The sequence below is a fragment of the Vibrio ruber DSM 16370 genome, from assembly GCF_900163965.1.
Taxonomy (GTDB): Bacteria; Pseudomonadota; Gammaproteobacteria; order Enterobacterales; family Vibrionaceae; genus Vibrio; species Vibrio ruber.
Genome location: NZ_FULE01000031.1, coordinates 12,733 through 31,638 on the forward strand (window position 1 = coordinate 12,733; position 18,906 = coordinate 31,638).

The window sequence follows — 18,906 nt, forward strand, 5'->3', positions numbered from 1 at the left end:
CGGATGAAGTTAAATCCAAGACAAGATGAAGCTGTCAAATATATATCAGGTCCGTGTTTGGTGCTTGCCGGAGCCGGATCAGGTAAGACCAGAGTTATTACCAATAAAATTGCCTATTTAGTGCAACAGTGCGGCTATAAAGCACGCAATATTGCTGCGGTAACGTTTACCAATAAAGCAGCCAGAGAAATGAAAGAGCGGGTGGCACAGACATTAGGCAAAAAAGAATCTCGTGGCCTGATGGTTTCGACTTTTCATACGCTTGGCTTAAATATCATTCGCCGTGAATATAAAGCGCTCGGGCTGAAAGCCGGTTTTTCTTTGTTTGATGATCAGGATCAGTTGGCTCTCCTCAAGGCGTTGACGGAAAAACAGATCGATGGAGATAAGGATCTCTTGCGTCAATTGCTCAGCACCATCTCCAATTGGAAAAATGACATGATATCTCCGGCACAGGCTAAGGCGAGTGCCAGAGGTGAACAGGAGCAGCTATTTGCGTTTTGTTATGAGCTGTATCAGAACCAGATGAAAGCCTACAATGCACTGGATTTTGATGACTTGATTCTGATGCCGGTCGGATTACTCAAAAACAATGAGCAAGTCAGGCAGCACTGGCAGTCAAGAATCCGTTATCTGCTGGTGGATGAATATCAGGATACCAATACCAGTCAGTATGAGTTAGTGAAGCTGCTGGTGGGAGAGCGAGGCCGGTTTACGGTCGTAGGGGATGATGACCAATCGATTTATTCATGGCGAGGTGCCAAACCACAAAACCTAGTGTTGCTGGGAGAAGACTATCCGAATTTACGGCTGATTAAGCTGGAGCAGAATTATCGTTCGACCAACCGGATTTTGCATTCGGCCAATATTTTGATTGCCAATAATGCTCACGTATACGACAAGAAACTCTTTTCTGAGCTGCCTGACGGCGAAAAACTGAAAGTCATTATGGCCAATAATGATGAGCATGAAGCAGAACGTGTCACCGGTGAAATTATTGCCCACAAATTTATTAACCATACCGATTATCGCGACTATGCGATTTTGTATCGGGGCAATCATCAATCCCGTTTGATTGAAAAAAGTCTGATGCAGAACCGAATACCCTACAAAATTTCAGGAGGAACGTCGTTCTTTGCCCGGGCTGAAATCAAAGACATCATGGCGTATCTGCGAGTGTTGGTGAACCCAGATGATGACAATGCTTTTTTGCGCATTGTTAATACACCGCGTCGTGAGATCGGCCCGGTGACGTTAGAGAAACTGGGGAGTTATGCCAACATGCGTGGTAAAAGCCTGTTTGAAGCCAGTTTTGAAATTGGATTAGAGCAGCATCTGACCGGTAAAGGGCTGGAAAATTTAAGGCGTTTTACCCAATGGCTGGTGCGCTTATCGGATCAGGCAGAAAGAGGCGATACCGTTGACGTTGCACGCTCACTGGTACGCGATATTCATTATGAAGACTGGCTGTACGAAACCTCATCAAGCCCCAAAGCGGCTGAGATGAGAATGAAGAACGTTTCTGACCTCTATTCATGGATTGTCGCTGATTTAGAGGGTAACAACCCCGATCAGGAAGAAAAATCTCTGAAAGAGGTGGTTCAGCGCCTGACTTTGCGTGACATGATGGAACGCGGCGAAGAAAATGATGACAGTGATGCCGTTCAACTGATGACTTTACACGCATCCAAAGGATTGGAATTTCCGTATGTCTATTTGATCGGGACTGAAGAAGGTATTTTGCCTCATCAAACCAGCATTGATGAAGATAACATCGAAGAAGAGCGGCGCCTGATGTATGTCGGTATTACCCGGGCTCAGAAAGAGATGACCTTTATCGTGTGTAAAGAAAGGCGTCAATATGGGGAGCTCATCCGCCCAACGCACAGTCGTTTTTTGGATGAATTACCTTATGACGATGTGAGTTGGGAGCAGCAGAAAAAAGCGCTTTCACAGCAGGAGCGGATGGAAAAAGGGCAGGCTCATATTGCTAATTTGCGAGCCATGTTTAAAAAGGATTCTTGACGAATCAAGTTGGAAAAGCAACCATGGGACGTGGTATGGGTGATGTTTTTCTGACAACGTTCAACTGTCTGATTCTCGAAGAGATGCCTTTTTCCATGATGACTGACGAAAAAGGCGTCAAACGATAAAAAAAGTTGAAAAAAAGCTAGACGACAAACCATGATATCCGTATCATTCCCCTCCGCCGATAGGGCATGATGCGCCCGTAGCTCAGCTGGATAGAGCGTTGGCCTCCGGAGCCAAAGGTCGAAGGTTCGAATCCTTTCGGGCGCGCCATTTGCGGAGGAATGATCGGTAACAGACGTATGGTGGCTATAGCTCAGTTGGTAGAGCCCCGGATTGTGATTCCGGTTGTCGCGAGTTCGAGTCTCGTTAGCCACCCCATTTTCCTGAGAACACTTTCCCATTCGGACTGTTTTTCAGAAAGACAAACGGACTGTTTGCCTTTGAGCATATATCTTATGCTGTCGGCAGTGATAGAAAATATCAAACAATAAATGTATCGGTGAATAGCGCAGTTTGGTAGCGCATCTGGTTTGGGACCAGAGGGTCGGGGGTTCGAATCCCTCTTCACCGACCACTTTTTCAGTGGTGGCTATAGCTCAGTTGGTAGAGCCCCGGATTGTGATTCCGGTTGTCGCGAGTTCGAGTCTCGTTAGCCACCCCATTTATTCTCGGTGAATAGCGCAGTTTGGTAGCGCATCTGGTTTGGGACCAGAGGGTCGGGGGTTCGAATCCCTCTTCACCGACCACTTTCAGAGCCTCGGCATTGCCGGGGCTTTTTTGTGTCTGCGATATTTCTCGTGTGCCGACGGACTTTTTCTGCATCCTGTTCCTATCTGGTCATCGCGCAGTTTGGTAGCGCATCATTCTTTTAAGCATAAGCGGACCAGAGGATGGTTTTGGGGGTTCGAATCCCTCTTCACCGACCACTTTCAGAGCCTCGGCATTGCCGGGGCTTTTTTGTGTCTGTGATACTTCTCATGTGCCGACGGACTTTTTCTGCATCCTGTTCCTATCTGGTCATCGCGCAGTTTGGTAGCGCATCGATTCTTTTAAGCATAAGCGGACCAGAGGATGGTTTTGGGGTTCGAATCCCTCTTCACCGACCACTTTCAGAGCCTCGGCAGACGCCGGGGCTTTTTTGTGTCTGCGATATTTCTCATGTGCCGACGGACTTTTCCTCTCTCCTATTCCTATTCGGTTATCACCGGAGACCGGTTTTTACAGCATATACATAAAAATAGTGCAATTTTACTGCGTATCGATTTTTTGAATAGATTCTGTTTCATAGCGTTATTGCTACTGCCAATCGATAGTTCAGTATAATTGACTAGCTTGTCAGAGCTGAGAATGTAAATATTTAGTTAATATACTGCTAGTATTAATAACTAACATGAGTGGTTATTTTGGTCTAATATATTGCATGTATATTTATACTGAATACTCTCTGTGTTTATCCGGTATTTTCTCAGCATTTTTTGATGTTGTTTTCTTAAGGTATTGTCGGAAAGCCTTTTAGATACTAATTCTTATTTTTGATTATTAATTGTTATTTTAAACTGATTACGATTACATTCTGATGTGATGTTTCTTGTTGTCTGGTATAAGAAAAATGCACAAAAAAAGCATTTTTATTCGATTTTTATCGTGAGATTCCCCATTACACTGAATTTATATACTATGTTTATTGCTTTTTTTTGAAATTTTTGCACAATGATAGGATTTGTGAGGAATCAGCAGAATATGCTGATATGAAAGGATTCAACTCTTTAGGCTCGGCATTCGTTGCGAGTCAGAGGTCAAATTTGTCATGTCTCTTTTAGAAGTTAAAAATCTTCAAATCGAATATCCGTCACGGCATGGGGTTCATGCCGCAGTGAAATCCCTTTCTTTTCAGATCGAGCGCGGAGAAATCGTCGGTGTGGTTGGTGAATCCGGGGCGGGGAAATCAACAGTCGGTAATGCGGTGATTGATCTACTCAGCCCGCCGGGGGTTATTGCCGGTGGTGATGTTTATTTAAATGGTGAAAAGATTTCAGGCTTGTCACCGGAGCAGATGAGACGTGTGCGGGGATCGAAAATTGGATTTATTTTTCAGGATCCGATGACATCATTGAATCCGCTTTTTACGGTTGAGCAGCAACTGAAAGAAACGATTCATGCCAACATGAAAGTGACGGATGAAGAAGCCTATCAGCGTGCACTTTCACTCATGCAGCAAGTTGGTATCCCCCAACCTGAGAACCGCTTAAAACAATATCCGCATCAGTTTTCCGGTGGGATGCGTCAGCGAGTCGTGATTGCCATCGCGTTAGCCGGTGAACCTGATTTGATTATCGCGGATGAACCGACCACTGCGCTGGATGTTTCGATTCAGGACCAAATCTTGAATTTGATTCGCGAGTTATGTGTTCAGAAGCAAGTGGGTTGTATGCTGGTTACCCATGATATGGGCGTGGTCTCGAATGTGACCGATCAGGTTGCGGTGATGTACCGTGGTGATCTCGTTGAATTCGGGCCGACAGCACAAGTTTTGGGAGCTCCGCAGCATCCTTATACCAAGAGCCTGATTTCGGCAGTCCCCCGTTCGGATGTCAAGCTTGAGCGTTTTCCTTTGGTCAGTTATATCGAAGAGGCCAGCGAGATGAAACCGCTGGATATTAAGAACCACTGGCTCGGACAACGGCAGGATCAGCGTGACTATTCCGGTGCCTTATTACGGGTCGAAAATGTTAACTTGCGTTTTGTGACCAAAGATTCATTTTTTGAAAGTCGGCGTGAGTATGTTCAGGCTTCAAACCATGTGAGTTTTGAGGTGATGGAAGGGGAAACCTTTGGTTTGGTCGGGGAGTCTGGTTCCGGGAAATCCACTATTGCGCGTATTATTGCCGGTTTATATGTCCCGAATTCCGGGAAGATTATGTTTGAGGGAATCGACCTCACTGCACTCACTTCAGAAAAAGCGCGTCGCCCACTGCGTCGTCAGATGCAGATGGTGTTTCAAAACCCTTATACTTCAATGAATCCTCGAATGAAGGTCTTTGATATTATTGCCGAACCGATACGCTTTCACCATTTAACGAAGAACGAATCTGAAACGCGACAGATTGTCTATGATTTGTTGGATCACGTTGGTCTTGGGCGGATGGCCGGGGTGAAGTATCCACATGAGTTCTCCGGTGGACAGCGCCAGCGCATTTCGATCGCGCGTGCTTTGGCAACGCGACCCCGGTTATTGATTTGTGATGAACCGACATCCGCGCTGGATGTTTCAGTTCAGGCACAAATCCTGAATTTGTTGAAAGATTTACAAGCAGAATTGGATTTAACCATGCTCTTTATCAGCCATGATTTACCGGTGATCCGCCAAATGTGTGATCGGGTTGGTGTGATGAAGATGGGCACATTACTCGAAGTTGCACCGACAGAAACGCTGTTTTCTGCACCGCAACATGAATATAGCCGCCAGTTAATCTCTCTGATGCCCGAATTTACAGGGTTGAAAGAAGATGTTGCGGCGATGCGTTGATTTGATTTCAACCCCAAAAGACAAAAGCAAACACACGAAGGGATGAACTTCCCGCATAAGGAGTTATGCAATGAAAATGATAAAAACTAAACTGGCTGTCGCATTGATGGCTGTCGGACTGAGCTTCTCAGCCGCTGCTGCGGATATTACGATTGCTTATGCCGCTGACCCGGTATCAATGGATCCTCAGGAACAGCTGTCTGAAGCAACCCTGCAACTTTCTCATATGGTGTTCGATCCCCTTGTTCGCTATACCCAGTCTAAAGAGTTTGAACCTCGTCTGGCGACAAGTTGGGAACGTATCAATGACACTACGATGCGCTTCCATTTACGCCATGGAGTTAAATTCCACACTGGTAATCCTTTCTCTGCGGATGATGTGGTCTGGACGTTCAATCGTCTGAAATCTTCAGGTGACTACAAAGGGATTTTTGCTTCGATCGATAAAGCGGTCAAAGTCGATGACTATACCATTGATCTGGTGACTACAGGGCCTTATCCGCTCATTCTGCCAAATGCGACTTATATCTTTGCAATGGATAGCAAGTTTTATTCAGGTAAAACTGAAGATGGCAAAGATAAGTCAGAAATCATCAAGCATGGTAATTCTTTTGCATCAACGCATGAATCCGGTACCGGGCCATTTGTTGTCTCCTACCGTGAGCAGGGCGTGAAAGTCGAATTTGAGCGCTTCAAAGACTACTGGGATAAAGATTCAAAAGGTAACGTTGATCACCTCACATGGGTACCGATCAAAGAAGATGCAACACGTGTTGCAGCGCTGCTTTCCGGGGATGTTGACATGATTGCACCGGTTGCCCCGAATGATTTGGAACGGATTGATGAAGCCAAAGGCATTGATTTGGTGACCATTCCCGGCGAACGGATTATCACATTCCAGATGAATGAAAAAAGTCAGCCGGCCTTTAAAGATAAGCGTGTCCGTGAAGCGGTGACTTATGCGGTCAACAACTCCGGGATTGTGAAAAAAATCATGAAAGGTTTTGGGACAACCGCGGCGCAACAGAGCCCAATGGGCTATTTGGGGTATAACCCAGATCTGAAACCACGTTACGACCTGAAAAAAGCCAAAGCACTGATGAAAGAAGCCGGCTATGAAAAAGGCTTTAACATCACGATGATTGCACCGAATAACCGCTACGTGAATGATGCAAAAATTGCTCAGGCCGTGGCTTCAATGCTGTCTAAAATCGGTATCAAAGTCGATCTGAAAACCATGCCAAAAGCACAATACTGGCCTGAGTTTGATAAATGTGCTGCGGATATGCTGATGATCGGCTGGGCCTCAGATACACAAGATTCTGGTAACTTTACCGAATACCTGACCATGACGCGTAACTCAGAAACCGGTAAAGGTCAGTACAACTGCGGTTACTATTCTAACCCAGAAGTGGATCGTTTGGTCGAAGCCTCTAACGTTGAAACCGATTCAGCGAAACGCGCAACCATGCTGAAAGAGGTTGAGGCGAAGCTCTATCAAGATGCTGCTTTTGTACCGCTACACTGGGAAAACCTTGCCTGGGGTGCCAAATCAAATGTGGATATCAAACCGATTGTGAACCCAATGAATTTTCCTTACTTGGGTGATTTAGTCGTCAAAGAGTAACAATCTCTGCTGAGCCAGTGTGCCTGATAACAATGAGGCACACTGGCTTGTATTTATTTCCTGTTATTACGGTGCTTATTTCATTCAGTCGGATAAGCACCTTTTTCAGACTGAACTCTCGTTAAAGTCATTTGGCTTGTAACGAGGTCACAGATAGCCAAGGGGCAAGATATGTTCTCTTTCCTGATCAAACGTCTGATTCAGGCGTTTGTCGTTATGTTTGTCATCAGCTTAGTCGCTTTTGCCATTCAGGATAATTTAGGTGATCCATTGCGTGAGTTGGTGGGTCAGTCCGTGTCAGAGGCACAACGCCAGGAACTTCGTGATGAAATGGGGCTGAATGACCCGTTTATGGTCAAGTATGTCCGGTTTGTCAAAGCTGCATCGCACGGTGATCTCGGGACGTCGTATTTCTTTAAGCGTCCTGCTCTGGATGTCATTCTGGAAAAACTCGTCGCAACATTAGAGCTCGTGTTCGGCGCTGCAGCGATTATTATTTGCTTGTCTATTCCTCTTGGGGTTTATTCAGCGATCCATCCGAAAAGTTTTTTTTCCAAAGTCATTATGGCGGCCAGTAGCATCGGTATATCGATACCGGTCTTTCTGACTGCAATCATGCTGATGTATATTTTCTCGATTGAACTGGGGTGGTTGCCTTCTTACGGTCGGGGTGACACAGCCAATGTATTGGGATGGGAGTCAGGGTTCTTCACACTTGATGGTTTAGCACACCTTGTTTTACCGTGTATCTCGCTGGCATCGATTATGTTACCGCTGTTTATTCGTCTGGTTCGCTCGGAAATGCTGGAAGTTCTGAGTTCAGAGTACATTAAGTTTGCCCAGGCTAAAGGATTGGCATTGCGTAAAATCTACTATCGTCATGCTCTGAAAAACACCATGTTACCGGTATTGACGGTCGGCGGTGTACAGCTCGGCACCATGGTCGCTTATACCATCCTGACCGAGACCGTTTTCCAATGGCCGGGGACCGGTTTCCTGTTTCTCGAAGCGATCAACCGAGTCGATACACCATTGATTACCGCCTATGTTATTTTCGTCGGGCTCATTTTCGTGGTGACCAACACCATTGTTGACCTGCTATATGGATTAATTAACCCAACCGTAAACCTCACCGGAAAAGGAGCGTGATGATGAACCAGACCGTATCCGCCCCATCTATCTGGGAGCGTTTTAAAAAATCAGATTTTCTCTACTATTTCTTAAACGACAAAGTCGCGATGTTCAGCTTTGCTGTTTTTCTCACCTTTGTTGTGGTTTCGTTATTGGCACCGGTGATAGCCCCGACGAATCCTTATGATCTGACTTCACTGGATATTATGGATTCTGAAATTCCGCCGAGCTGGATGCCAGACGGTGATAGCCGCTTCTGGCTGGGAACTGATGATCAGGGGCGGGATATCTTCTCGACGATGTTATATGGTTCGAGACTTTCTTTAACCATCGGTTTTCTGGCTGTCGCACTACAGCTGTTTCTCGGCATTATCATCGGACTTTCATCGGGTTATTTCGGTGGCCGGATTGATAGTTTTCTGATGCGTTTTGCTGATGTGCAGTTGTCTTTTTCAACCATGATGGTGGCAATTATTGTTTCGGCGATTTTTAAGGCAAGTTTTGGCAGTGAGTTCTATAGTGAATATGCGGTTGTGATGCTGGTTGTGATTATCGGTATTGCTGAATGGCCACAATACGCCAGAACAATACGGGCTTCCGTACTTGCCGAGAAAAAGAAAGAGTATGTTGAAGCGGCTCGTGTGATGGGATTCAAATCACCGAGAATCATGTTTCGTCACATCCTGCCGAACTGCTTATCCCCTATTTTGGTGATTTCGACGGTTCAGGTTGCCAATGCCATCATGTCTGAAGCGGCACTTTCTTTCCTCGGTCTTGGATTGCCGGTTGATCAACCGTCGCTCGGCTCGCTGATTAGTATCGGTTTCAACTATATTTTCTCCGGCTCATGGTGGATTACCGCATTCCCCGGGGTTGTCTTAGTGCTGTTGGTATTAGTGATTAACCTGCTTGGTGACTGGCTCAGGGATGTTTTTAATCCTAAACTTTACAAAGGATGATGAAGTCGATTGATTTATCGATGAAAATTCTCCTAAACTGAGCCGTATAATCAATCGATACGGCTCTTTTTTTGCATGTATTCCCTGTATCGTATTGGAGCGGTGTTGTGATCAATTGATTATTCGACAATTTAAAGTGAAAGGATTTTGTTGTGAACGTGATGATAAAAGTCACCAAAAATATCCTAATGAGTTTCGCCTTATTTTCTTGCGTTTTTTGGGCTCATTGGGTGAACGCACAAGAAGAATTTCTTTGTGATGCGACACAGGCATCCACACAGGAGCTTCCCACATTAGACAAAAACTGCCCGATCGGTGAGGGGTTATGGGGGAAAAGCGGGCCGCGAAGCAAGAACTCAATGTTCTGGATTCAGTGTGGTATTTTTAGTCAACCAATGCCTTTAGCGGATGCGAAGATACTGTACCGACAAATTTCTACCGATGTCTGGATGAAGCCGGGTGCCAACCAGTATCGTTGTTTGATCGGTCCGTATAATGATATTCGTAAAGCAAAACAGGAGCTGAAGAAAATTCACCGGCTAAAAGCATATCATGAAGCATTTATCCGGGAGGTTCGTAAAGCACAAGAGGCTGCGGCAGCGAAAACAACACCGCCGCCTAAAGCATCAGTGGCGCAACGTCGAGTGAGTCAACCCCGGTCTACATCGCAGCCACCCGCACCATCCAAGTCATCTCAACCGCCAGCAGCACAGCCATCAAACCGGACAGTCGCGCCCCAGAAAGCTGCTACTCCGACAGCTGCGGCTGAAGGCATAGAAATACGAAAACAAACCGTTATTGCCGGGGTAAAATATGTTATTCCGTTTCTGGGGGTAAAAGCGTCTCAGTTTTACATGGAATACGAAATCCCCTGGAACCGCTTGAGTTATGAGCAGGCCTATGCAACCTGCCAAAAAATTGGCATGAAAATGGCGACCGAGAGTCAGTGGAAACAACTGCTGGCCTCTCAAATCATGAATCGCGAACAGTGGCCTCTTTACCTACCCTATTGGGGGATGGACAAGCGAGGTATGTTTACCAGCGGCAAAGTCAGTCAGTTGAAAGGCTCATCACTGCTGAATGTTGTCTGTGTTCAATAGTCTTCTTATTTCAGCAACCCATCATGACTTTTAAGCAGCAATGATGATAAACATCAAATAAGATGATATTTCCTATCAAATGATAATGAATATTATTTATTTTTTTTACTAATCGGGTAAAATCCAGCTTTTGCTATCCCCGTTTGTAAAGGAATTCACCATGCTTAAAAGGTTCATGACGCTTTTTTTGATTTTATTTGTGCCTCAGATTGTTGCTGCTAAGGTCACGACGGTTACTGATGTATTGGGTCGTCAGGTAACGCTTGATCTACCGGCTAAGCGCGTATTGCTCGGTTTTTATGGCGAAGACTATATGGCCATCGGTACGGAAAAGGCATTTGATCATGTTGTCGGGATGTCAAAGGGAATTTGGGAGCAGTGGCGTCCGGCGAACTGGGCAATGTATGTTGCGCATCGACCATCACTCGAAACTTTGCCTGATGTGGGTAAAGTGGATACTCAGACATTCTCTGTCGAAAAAGTGATTAGTTTGCACCCAGACTTGTTGGTATTGGCTGAATGGCAGTACAAAGGTTTGGGTAGTGATGTGGATCGTATGGAACAGGCCGGTATTCCGGTAATTGTGATTGATTACAACGCTCAGACAGTCAAACGACATGTGCAAAGCACCCTGATTATCGGACAAATTACCGGTCAGGAAGCACGCGCAAAGAAAATTGCGACCGAATACAAAAATATGATTCAGGTGGTGAAAGACCGTCTGGCAAAAGCTAATTTGCCGAAGCCGACGATCTATGCTGAGTTTGGTTTTCCGGGCACAAAAGAATATGGTTACACGTTCGGCAAAAATATGTGGGGTGCGATGGCCGAAGTTGCCGGAGGGGATAACATCTCCAAACCGTTTGTCGAATGGTGGGGACATTTGAATCCTGAACAAGTATTAGCGGCTCAGCCAGATGTTGTCCTGATCACTGGTTATGAGTTTGGCGGTGCGGATGATGCGATGCTGATTGGTCAGAATATTGACCGTGCAACCGCAATTGCTCGCTTAAAAGGTTACAAGCATCGTTTAGGGTGGGAGAGTTTGCCCGCGGTGAAGAATAACCGGATGATTGGTATCTACCACGGTGCTTCGCGCAGCATTATGGATGCACCGATGACCCAGTTTATCGCTAAAGCGCTGTATCCGGATTTGTTTGCAGATTTGGATCCTGAAGCTGAATATCTCAACTTCTACAAAAAATACCTGCCAGTAACCCCGACAGGCACTTTTGCCGTCTCTCTCTAATTGATTGGTAAAGAGATTTCATTGACAAAGCCGCTGTTTTACAGCGGCTTTGTCTTTGATGCAGTACGGAAACCACAACTTGCTAAGTGCCTTCCGCAGTTGCGGCCTTCATGGTGTTCACCACTTTATTCCGTTCTGAAATCACTATCAGCAAGCGCTGCAATCCGATGAAAGCAAACAACAGAATACCGATGATGATTTTGGTCCACCATGAACTGAGTGTGCCGTCAAAGGTAATATAGGTCTGAATCAGCCCTTGAATCAGTACACCAAACAGCGAGCCGAACACTGTTCCGACGCCACCGGACAGTAACGTTCCCCCGATGACGACCGCAGCAATGGCATCCAGCTCAACACCGACCGCGGCCAGCGGATAACCGGCTGAGGTGTAGATCGCGAATACAATTCCGGCTGTCGTTGCCAACAACGTGGAGAGCATGTAAATACCGATGGTCGTCTGTTTTACCGCCACGCCCATTAATCCGGCGGAAACGGTATTTCCTCCAATGGCATAGACATTGTTACCAAAGCGTGTCCGGTGGGCGACCAAGATACCGATAATGACAACGGCCAGCATGATCACGGCCAGCAAGCTCAGGCGCCCGCCACCGGCAATTTTCCACATACTGCGGGAAAGCTCCCTGAAAAACGGGTGAGTAATCGGCAGCGACTGTTCTGAAATCAGAAAGCTGGTTCCCCGTAAGAAAAACATCCCGGCAAGTGTAATAATAAATGGTGGGATTTTTAAGGTGTGTATTAACCATCCCATTCCGGCACCAAATGCCCCGCCCATAATCAGAACTATCACCATGGCCAATTGTGGGGCAACCTGCCAGTCGCCAATCATTTTAGCGAGAAACACTCCGGTAAACGCAATCACGGCACCAACGGATAAATCAATTCCACCGGAAAGGATGACAAAGGTCATACCGACTGCAACGATTCCCAAAAAGGCATTGTCCGTCAGAATATTACAGATCACCCGGGTTGATGCAAAAGCCGGAAACTCAACCAGACAGATCAGGTAGCCAATAATAAATACCAGAATCGTAATCACGAGTGGCAAATTACGCTTTATCATGCTGGCGTCCTCCCTTCAGCAGTTGTACTACAGCCGGAGATTGCATCACCAGAACCAGTAATACCACAATCGCTTTAACGATTTGATTCCATTGAGGTTGATAGCCGGAAAGCAAAATCCCGGTGTTCACACCTTGAATGATCAGCGCGCCTATCAGTGCAATAAAGAGATTAAAACGTCCTCCGGCAAGAGACGTTCCTCCGATGACCACAGCGAGAATCGCATCCATTTCCAGCCATAAGCCGGCATTGTTGGCATCGGCACCGCGGATATCCGCAGCGACAATCATACCGGCGACGGCTGCGGTTATCCCACTAATCACGTAAGTTGAGATCACCACCGTTGGCGCATTGATCCCGGCATTTTTCGCTGCCCGGATATTAATCCCGACGGATTCAATAAACAGACCTAATGCCGTTTTCTGCGTCAGCAGCCAGATCGCGACCGCGACTACAATGGTGATCACTACCGGTGTCGGCAGATAGAGAAAAGAACCACTGCCGATCCAAGCTAACGTTTCATTATTAAAGGTCACGATTTGCCCTTCGGTAATGAGCTGGGCAATCCCTCGTCCGGCAACCATCAGGATGAGCGTGGCAACGATCGGCTGTATTTTGAATACCGCAACCAGAAAACCGTTCCATAAACCGCATAAAGCGCCAGCCATTAATGAGGCCAGAATAATCACCGCTATCGGATAGTCTTGAGTCGCTAAGCTGGCAAATGTAGCACCGCTGATCGCCATGACGGCACCGACGGATAAATCAATCCCCCCGGTGGCAATCACTAATGTCATACCAATGGTTAAGAGTGCTACTGGTGAGCAGCGATTGAGGATATCAATCACACTGCCGAACAGCCGGCCGTCCTGTATGTTGATGGAAAAGAAATTGTCTGCCGCGAAGTTATTGATCAACAGCACACAGATCAGTGCAGCGATTTGCGGCGTGCCTTTGGGTAACTTCTTTTTCCAGTCCGAGCTGAAATGTGCCCGTAAACTTGATGTATCCATAACGCGCCTCACATAGCAATTGCTTGCATGATGTTGGGGACAGACAGATTTTCCGCCGGAATTTCTGCCACCTGTTTGCGATCTCGCAGCACAATCACGCGATCCGCGTAACCGACCAGTTCTTCCAGCTCGGAAGAGATGACCAGTAAGCCCAATCCGTTGGCACACAAGGACTCAATCAGACGAATAATTTCTGCGTGCGCACCGACATCGATCCCCCGGGTGGGCTCATCGAGAATCAGAAACTTCGGCTTGGTTAATAGCCAGCGGGCAAGCAGCACCTTTTGTTGGTTACCGCCGGATAAGAATTCGATCGGTTGTTCCATGCTCGGCGTTTTGATCGACAACTGATTGATAAAACGTTGCGAAGCGGCTTCTTGCTCTGCCCGGGACAGCGGACGAAACCAGCCGCGCTGAGCCTGTAGTGCCAGGATGATATTTTCACGCACGGATGCCGATGCAATAATACCGTCGGTTTTTCGGTCTTCGGGGCAGAAGCCGAGCCCTAAAGATGAAGCTTGTCGGGCCGAACGAATTTTGATTGGCTTGCTTTTGATATAGCTTTCACCGCTATCGTTGGGCTCTATGCCGAAAATGACTTGCGCGGTTTCAGTCCTGCCTGAGCCAAGCAGGCCGGCTAAACCGACAATTTCACCGGGATAGACTTCAAGATCAAACGGCTCAATGGTGCCTTTTTTACCGAACTGAACAAATTTCGCGATAGGGTTATCACTGAGGCGGGTTTTGCCGACTCTTGCCAGTGCGTTGTCTTCGAGCTCGCGGCCGAGCATCATTTTGATTAACTCAATACGCGGTAGTTTGGTCGTTTCTTCGGAACCAACCAATTCTCCATTTCGGAGTATTGTGATGCGATCACTCACCGCGTAGACCTGATCTAAAAAGTGGGTAATAAAGACCAGACTGATCCCTTGGTCGCGCAAATCACGCATGATGCCATACAGCATTTCCACTTCATTACTGTCCAGACTGGCGGTCGGCTCGTCGAGGATCAGAATTTTTGCAGAAAGTGACACCGCTCTCGCGATAGCAATCACCTGCTGAATCGCGACAGAAAAATGATTGAGCGGTTGAGTAACATCGATATTGAGATTGTATTGTCTGACTATTTCTCGCGCTTTGGTCTGCATGGTTTTGCGATCAACGAAACCAAATTTTTTGGGTTCGTGGCCAATAAACAGGTTATCCATAATGGACATATTCGGCAGCAGATTGACCTCTTGATAAACCGTACCGATCCCCAATGCTTGGGCATCAGCGGTACTTTGCGGATTGATGGATTTTCCATCTAAAATAATTTCACCGCCGTCACGCTGATAAACCCCAGTCAGTGATTTAATTAATGTGGACTTTCCTGCACCGTTTTCGCCAAGCAATGCCATGATTTCACCCTTTCTCAGCATAAAATCAACATTATTCAGGGCGCGTACTCCGGGAAAATATTTGCAAATTCCTTTGGCATGTAAAACGATGTCATTATTATTTTCCAATGACATAATCACTCCAATTGTGGCTGACTTTCATCCCGCCTCACCTTGTGGTTTGGCGGGATAATTCAGGCTTAATGACCATCCGGTCTCATTGCCTTCAGGTTAATAACCCATGTCTTTTTTCAGCTCCAGTTGTGCTGGTGCATCGGCAGGTTCAAAGAATTTAGATTCAGTTGTAATATGTTTAGGAGGCATTGTGCCGTCTTTCTTATAGGCGATGAGCGCATCAAATGCAGGGCCAGCCATATTCGGTGTCAGTTCAACAGAGGCATTCGCTTCACCGGCTATCATCGCTTTGAAAATATCAGGTACACCGTCAATCGATACAATCAAGATATCGCTGCCCGGTTTCAGTCCTGCTTCCTTAATCGCTTGAATCGCACCGATTGCCATATCATCGTTATGGGCATAGACCGCACAGATGTTTTTGCCGTTGTCTTCCGCTTTGATAAAACTTTCCATGACTTCTTTGCCTTTACTGCGGGTGAAGTCACCTGATTGTGTCCGGATAATTTTCACGTTAGACACTTTGCCGATCGCGTTCGCGAATCCGGCTTTACGGTCTAAAGCCACACTGGCGCCGACAGTCCCTTGTAATTCGACCACATTACATTTTTTACCGTTGACTTTATCAATCAGCCAGTTACCGGCCACTTCACCTTCATGAACACTGTCGGCAGCGACGGATGTCATATACAAAGAGTCATCATCAACAGTTATGCCCCGGTCTAACAAAAATACCGGGATATCATAGTCACGCGCTTCTTCCAGTACCGGTTCCCAGCCAGTCTGAACGACAGGTGCAATAAAAATTGCATCAACACCTTGCGCAATAAAAGAACGGACGGCTTTGATTTGGTTTTCTTGCTTTTGCTGAGCATCAGAAATCTTAAGGTTAATTCCTCGTTTTTCTGCTTCCGTTTTTGCCACACTGGTCTCGGCTGCACGCCAGCCGGATTCAGAACCAATTTGTGAAAAGCCAACAGTGAGTGTTTTTGCCAATAAACTTCCAGATAGCAAAATGCTACCGATCGCTGTCGCGACTGCTATTTGTTTTAACATAGGATTCCCTTTTTCGTTTCACGTTACTTTTGTTGTTGTAATCAAAATAGTTATGGGACCAGTCAAGGTGCCACAATTATAGTAATGAGCAATAATTGAGCGATGCGAGAGCTTAATCACAAATAGATTTTGGTAGCATAATTGTCCATGTATACAGCATCTAATGGGCTATATTGGACGAATTGGACACGTCAAATGAGGTGTTCACCGACAAATCGAGCGAAATTGTGTATTAGCTTGGTTTTATATTATGTGCACTGTGTCGGGATATAATGACAGTGGATACCAAAGCTGAAGCGGTTGAATTCCGGGCGTGTGAGCGATGTGTAAACCCAATTGTTGTCAGCTTGGCATCGTACGCACAGCATTCCATATATTTTATTCTTCTATCGGGTTTCAACGGTTCAAACTATCTCATATTTATGTGAAGTCATCAGGGGATAAAACAGGACTCAGGCCAATTCAATTGCATATCAGTAGTAAGTAACCTATACGTTATTTATTGGTGGTATAGATACTTGGTTATTTAGATACTTGCGCCCGGTTTAATAGGTAAGGACAGCAGATGCAGACGACAAAACGGTTTGTGACTTGGATAGATAATGTCTCGTTAAAGCGAATCCTACAAATGCTAGCGTTATTCTTCGTGCTGGTGATTACAGGCCTAGTCTCTTATACCGTGATTGCTCTCAAACAACAAAAAAATGACACTTTAGTCATCAATATTGCCGGTCGGGAGCGAATGCTTTCACAAAAAATAACCAAGGAGTTTTTTTTAGCGTTGCAACACGCGACCCTGACCAACAAAAGCCCCGATTTATCCACAATCAATGCAACCCAAAAACTGTTTGAAGTGTCGTTAGAAGCACTGAATAAAGGCGGTCAAACCTACCTGGATTTGACCATGAAACAACCGGTGACACTCCCGCCGGCGTCAGAAAAAATATCTCAGCAACTCAATAAAGTGATGGATCTGTGGCGTGAGCAGCAACAGATGATGCGTAGCATCTCCGATACCAATACTGAACCTGAAATATTGAACAAAATTAATGCGCAGAGTTTAGCCATCCTGAAAAATATGAATGTTGCGGTCTCTCTGTTTGCTGAGGAATCAGAGCAGAAAATCTTTGTCATGGAGCGTAACCAAGTTATTGCTGCAATCGTGGCTATTCTGTTGTCAATCTTCGTGGTTACACTGGTTGCACGGAGTATTCTGAGAACGGTCAATCAAGCGCTGGAAACCACCGGTCGGATATCGTCGGGGAATCTAGTGGGTGATGGTAATCAAGTTTTTGGTAAAAATGAGCTCGGTTTACTGTTGAAGAATATCGAACAGATGAGGGCATCTTTGCATCATGTGATTAATTTGGTGAAACGTAACAGTCGTCAGATGGCTCATTCTGCTCAGCAAGTGGCGGATGTTTCTACGGAGATATCCAGTGGCAGCAAAGCGCAGCGCGAAAACTCATCTGAAGTAAACACAGCAATCAACTCGTTGCTGGAAACCTCTCAGGTTGTCAGTGATACCATTGAGCGCACCTCCCAAATCTCACAAGACACCTTGACGATCGCACAAGAAGGCATTGTTTATGTCAATGAAAGCATTGAGGAATTGAAAAAAGCGGTAGGGTCGGTCAATAACGCATCTGAGCAGATGGAAGCACTGAAAAACTTTACCGCTCAAATTAATGAAATCACAGAATCGATTCATAACATTGCAGAACAAACCAATTTGTTAGCTTTAAATGCGGCCATCGAAGCCGCCCGCGCCGGAGAGCAGGGACGAGGATTTGCCGTTGTTGCCGATGAAGTGAGAAACCTTGCGGGAAGGACATCCAGTTCCAGCAAGGATATTTCAGACTTGATCAGCCAGTTAACTGAAAAAGTTGAAAGCTCAGTGGTTTCTATGCAATCGGTGGTTTCCGCTGTGTACCAATCACAACAAACATCAGAAAAGACGGTAGAGGCATTCACCTCGATGTCTGATGGTATCGGTGATACCACGACAAGTACCGAAACCATCCAGCAGTATAATCAGCAGCAAACCAAAAACTTGAACTATCTGGATGATAAACTCAAAGACCTGTTTGTAGTATTAACGGAAAGCTCAGATAAAGCAGGGACGACCTCGATGGTGGCGGGTGACTTGTACGATATCTCTGAACAGTTAGATCAACAAATCAACGGCTTCAAAACCCATGTCAGTGAAGCTGTCGCTAAAGAACAAGGTGAGCAGCGCAACTCTCCGCGGGCGGGCAATAAACTGCGGGTGAAATTACTACAAAATCAACGGACTATCGAAGGGATTACCAGTGATATCAGTATGGATGGGATTAAGATTCGCACAACATCGGCATTAGATGGCAAAGAGATCGTGACACTTCAGTTCCATTTACCTGAGCAAATAAAACATTCCGGCTCGAACCCACTGATTGTCAAAGCCAACATTGTTCATACCAAGCAGCAACAGGAGAACTATGACTATGGCTTGAAATTCACGGGACTCTCAGAGGCGCAGCACTCGGCGCTCAAATTGATCTTTAAGCACTTCAATGAGTCTTATCGTTATCAGTAAGCGATGATGAATTGCAGGCCTTGCTTAAAAGGATGGCTTAAAAGG

At 46.0% G+C, this 18,906-nt stretch carries 13 protein-coding genes and 5 tRNA genes; 14 read left to right on the top strand and 4 right to left on the bottom strand.

Translation table 11 applies throughout. From position 1 onward, the window contains the following. Window positions 1–3: 3 nt before the first annotated feature. The 13 genes from rep (at window position 4) to VR7878_RS10955 (ending at window position 11,623) form a co-directional block, all read left to right on the top strand. The gene (gene rep, locus VR7878_RS10900; RefSeq protein WP_077336111.1) at window positions 4–2,025 is read left to right on the top strand and encodes a DNA helicase Rep; all 2,022 of its coding nucleotides are present in this window, start codon (window positions 4–6) and stop codon (window positions 2,023–2,025) included. Continuing rightward, window positions 2,022–2,153 (top strand): hypothetical protein, encoded by a 132-nt coding sequence (locus tag VR7878_RS21490; protein ID WP_261855950.1) that lies wholly within the window; start codon window positions 2,022–2,024, stop codon window positions 2,151–2,153. The genes rep and VR7878_RS21490 overlap by 4 nt, the downstream gene beginning before the upstream one ends. A 71-nt stretch (window positions 2,154–2,224) precedes the next feature. Further along, window positions 2,225–2,301, top strand: a tRNA-Arg gene (locus VR7878_RS10905). A 32-nt stretch (window positions 2,302–2,333) separates the two neighbouring features. After that, window positions 2,334–2,409, top strand: a tRNA-His gene (locus VR7878_RS10910). Window positions 2,410–2,528: 119 nt separating this feature from the next. After that, window positions 2,529–2,605 (top strand) — tRNA-Pro (locus VR7878_RS10915). An 11-nt stretch (window positions 2,606–2,616) separates the two neighbouring features. Next, a tRNA-His gene (locus VR7878_RS10920) sits at window positions 2,617–2,692 on the top strand. An 8-nt stretch (window positions 2,693–2,700) separates the two neighbouring features. Continuing rightward, window positions 2,701–2,777, top strand: a tRNA-Pro gene (locus VR7878_RS10925). Window positions 2,778–3,838: 1,061 nt separating this feature from the next. Beyond that, on the top strand, window positions 3,839–5,557 hold the full coding sequence (locus tag VR7878_RS10930) for a dipeptide ABC transporter ATP-binding protein (RefSeq protein ID WP_077336113.1): 1,719 nt from the start codon (window positions 3,839–3,841) through the stop codon (window positions 5,555–5,557). Between the two features lie 70 nt (window positions 5,558–5,627). After that, complete coding sequence (locus tag VR7878_RS10935; RefSeq protein WP_077336115.1) at window positions 5,628–7,184, top strand: ABC transporter substrate-binding protein; 1,557 nt, start codon at window positions 5,628–5,630, stop codon at window positions 7,182–7,184. 171 nt (window positions 7,185–7,355) lie between these two features. Beyond that, window positions 7,356–8,333, top strand: a complete 978-nt coding sequence (locus VR7878_RS10940; protein ID WP_077336117.1) for an ABC transporter permease — start codon at window positions 7,356–7,358, stop codon at window positions 8,331–8,333. 2 nt (window positions 8,334–8,335) lie between these two features. Continuing rightward, on the top strand, window positions 8,336–9,274 hold the full coding sequence (locus VR7878_RS10945; protein WP_139344079.1) for an ABC transporter permease: 939 nt from the start codon (window positions 8,336–8,338) through the stop codon (window positions 9,272–9,274). Window positions 9,275–9,435: 161 nt separating this feature from the next. Beyond that, the gene (locus VR7878_RS10950; protein ID WP_077336121.1) at window positions 9,436–10,374 is read left to right on the top strand and encodes an SPOR domain-containing protein; all 939 of its coding nucleotides are present in this window, start codon (window positions 9,436–9,438) and stop codon (window positions 10,372–10,374) included. Window positions 10,375–10,534: 160 nt separating this feature from the next. Next, window positions 10,535–11,623: an ABC transporter substrate-binding protein gene (locus VR7878_RS10955; protein ID WP_077336123.1), complete on the top strand. Its 1,089-nt coding sequence runs from the start codon at window positions 10,535–10,537 to the stop codon at window positions 11,621–11,623. 82 nt (window positions 11,624–11,705) lie between these two features. Here VR7878_RS10955 and yjfF read toward each other — a convergent pair whose 3' ends face one another. From yjfF to ytfQ, 4 genes are all read right to left on the bottom strand, one after another. After that, window positions 11,706–12,704: a galactofuranose ABC transporter, permease protein YjfF gene (gene yjfF / locus VR7878_RS10960; RefSeq protein ID WP_077336125.1), complete on the bottom strand. Its 999-nt coding sequence runs from the start codon at window positions 12,702–12,704 to the stop codon at window positions 11,706–11,708. Next, complete coding sequence (gene ytfT / locus VR7878_RS10965) at window positions 12,691–13,716, bottom strand: galactofuranose ABC transporter, ATP-binding protein YtfT (protein WP_077336127.1); 1,026 nt, start codon at window positions 13,714–13,716, stop codon at window positions 12,691–12,693. The genes yjfF and ytfT overlap by 14 nt, the downstream gene beginning before the upstream one ends. 8 nt (window positions 13,717–13,724) lie before the next feature. Then, on the bottom strand, window positions 13,725–15,230 hold the full coding sequence (ytfR, locus tag VR7878_RS10970; protein WP_077336129.1) for a galactofuranose ABC transporter, ATP-binding protein YtfR: 1,506 nt from the start codon (window positions 15,228–15,230) through the stop codon (window positions 13,725–13,727). A 96-nt stretch (window positions 15,231–15,326) separates the two neighbouring features. Next, the gene (gene ytfQ, locus VR7878_RS10975) at window positions 15,327–16,286 is read right to left on the bottom strand and encodes a galactofuranose ABC transporter, galactofuranose-binding protein YtfQ (protein ID WP_077336131.1); all 960 of its coding nucleotides are present in this window, start codon (window positions 16,284–16,286) and stop codon (window positions 15,327–15,329) included. Between the two features lie 565 nt (window positions 16,287–16,851). Between ytfQ and VR7878_RS10980 the strand changes: the two genes are divergently transcribed. Continuing rightward, a complete protein-coding gene (locus tag VR7878_RS10980; RefSeq protein ID WP_077336133.1) occupies window positions 16,852–18,861 on the top strand; it encodes a methyl-accepting chemotaxis protein in 2,010 nt (669 codons plus the stop codon). The last annotated feature ends 45 nt before the right edge of the window (window positions 18,862–18,906 follow it).

Bases quoted from the DNA above. Each gene is read 5' to 3' on its own strand.
- rep (WP_077336111.1), top strand. From the start codon at position 4: ATGAAGTTAAATCCAAGACAAGATGAAGCTGTCAAATATATATCAGGT.
- VR7878_RS10930 (WP_077336113.1), top strand. From the start codon at position 3,839: ATGTCTCTTTTAGAAGTTAAAAATCTTCAAATCGAATATCCGTCACGG.
- VR7878_RS10935 (WP_077336115.1), top strand. From the start codon at position 5,628: ATGAAAATGATAAAAACTAAACTGGCTGTCGCATTGATGGCTGTCGGA.
- VR7878_RS10940 (WP_077336117.1), top strand. From the start codon at position 7,356: ATGTTCTCTTTCCTGATCAAACGTCTGATTCAGGCGTTTGTCGTTATG.
- VR7878_RS10945 (WP_139344079.1), top strand. From the start codon at position 8,336: ATGAACCAGACCGTATCCGCCCCATCTATCTGGGAGCGTTTTAAAAAA.
- VR7878_RS10950 (WP_077336121.1), top strand. From the start codon at position 9,436: ATGATAAAAGTCACCAAAAATATCCTAATGAGTTTCGCCTTATTTTCT.
- VR7878_RS10955 (WP_077336123.1), top strand. From the start codon at position 10,535: ATGCTTAAAAGGTTCATGACGCTTTTTTTGATTTTATTTGTGCCTCAG.
- yjfF (WP_077336125.1), bottom strand. From the start codon at position 12,704: ATGATAAAGCGTAATTTGCCACTCGTGATTACGATTCTGGTATTTATT.
- ytfT (WP_077336127.1), bottom strand. From the start codon at position 13,716: ATGGATACATCAAGTTTACGGGCACATTTCAGCTCGGACTGGAAAAAG.
- ytfR (WP_077336129.1), bottom strand. From the start codon at position 15,230: ATGTCATTGGAAAATAATAATGACATCGTTTTACATGCCAAAGGAATT.
- ytfQ (WP_077336131.1), bottom strand. From the start codon at position 16,286: ATGTTAAAACAAATAGCAGTCGCGACAGCGATCGGTAGCATTTTGCTA.
- VR7878_RS10980 (WP_077336133.1), top strand. From the start codon at position 16,852: ATGCAGACGACAAAACGGTTTGTGACTTGGATAGATAATGTCTCGTTA.